This window comes from Niallia sp. MER 6 (genome assembly GCF_023714395.1).
Lineage (GTDB): Bacteria > Bacillota > Bacilli > Bacillales > Cytobacillaceae > Niallia.
This window is the reverse complement of the sequence record NZ_JAMAUK010000150.1, coordinates 1-255: the sequence shown is the minus strand read 5'-3', so window position 1 is coordinate 255 and position 255 is coordinate 1. Positions and strand designations below refer to the sequence as shown.

Sequence of the window (255 nt, the reverse complement as noted above, 5' to 3'; positions counted from 1 at the left end):
AATGGATTACGTAGGGCAGCCTCTATTAACATTTGTGCCTTTTCCTCTGCCCAGGACACCGAACGATTCTTACATAATGAAGCTATTTTATCAGTTAATTCTTTTTCACTGACACTTAATACCGCCTTAGAAGTAGGGAATTCTAGTAAAGTAAGCAAAGATACTTTTGAGTATAAACTTCCGAAAACTCCTCGATACTCAGGGAATACCTGATCAATTAAGGAATGTAACTGTATTTTTGTTTTCGCTGAAATT

The 255-nt window shown here is 36.1% G+C and carries 1 pseudogene; it reads right to left on the bottom strand.

The annotated features are described in order from the left end of the window. Window positions 1-255: pseudogene (locus M3600_RS28780) on the bottom strand (IS110 family transposase); the annotation flags it as partial.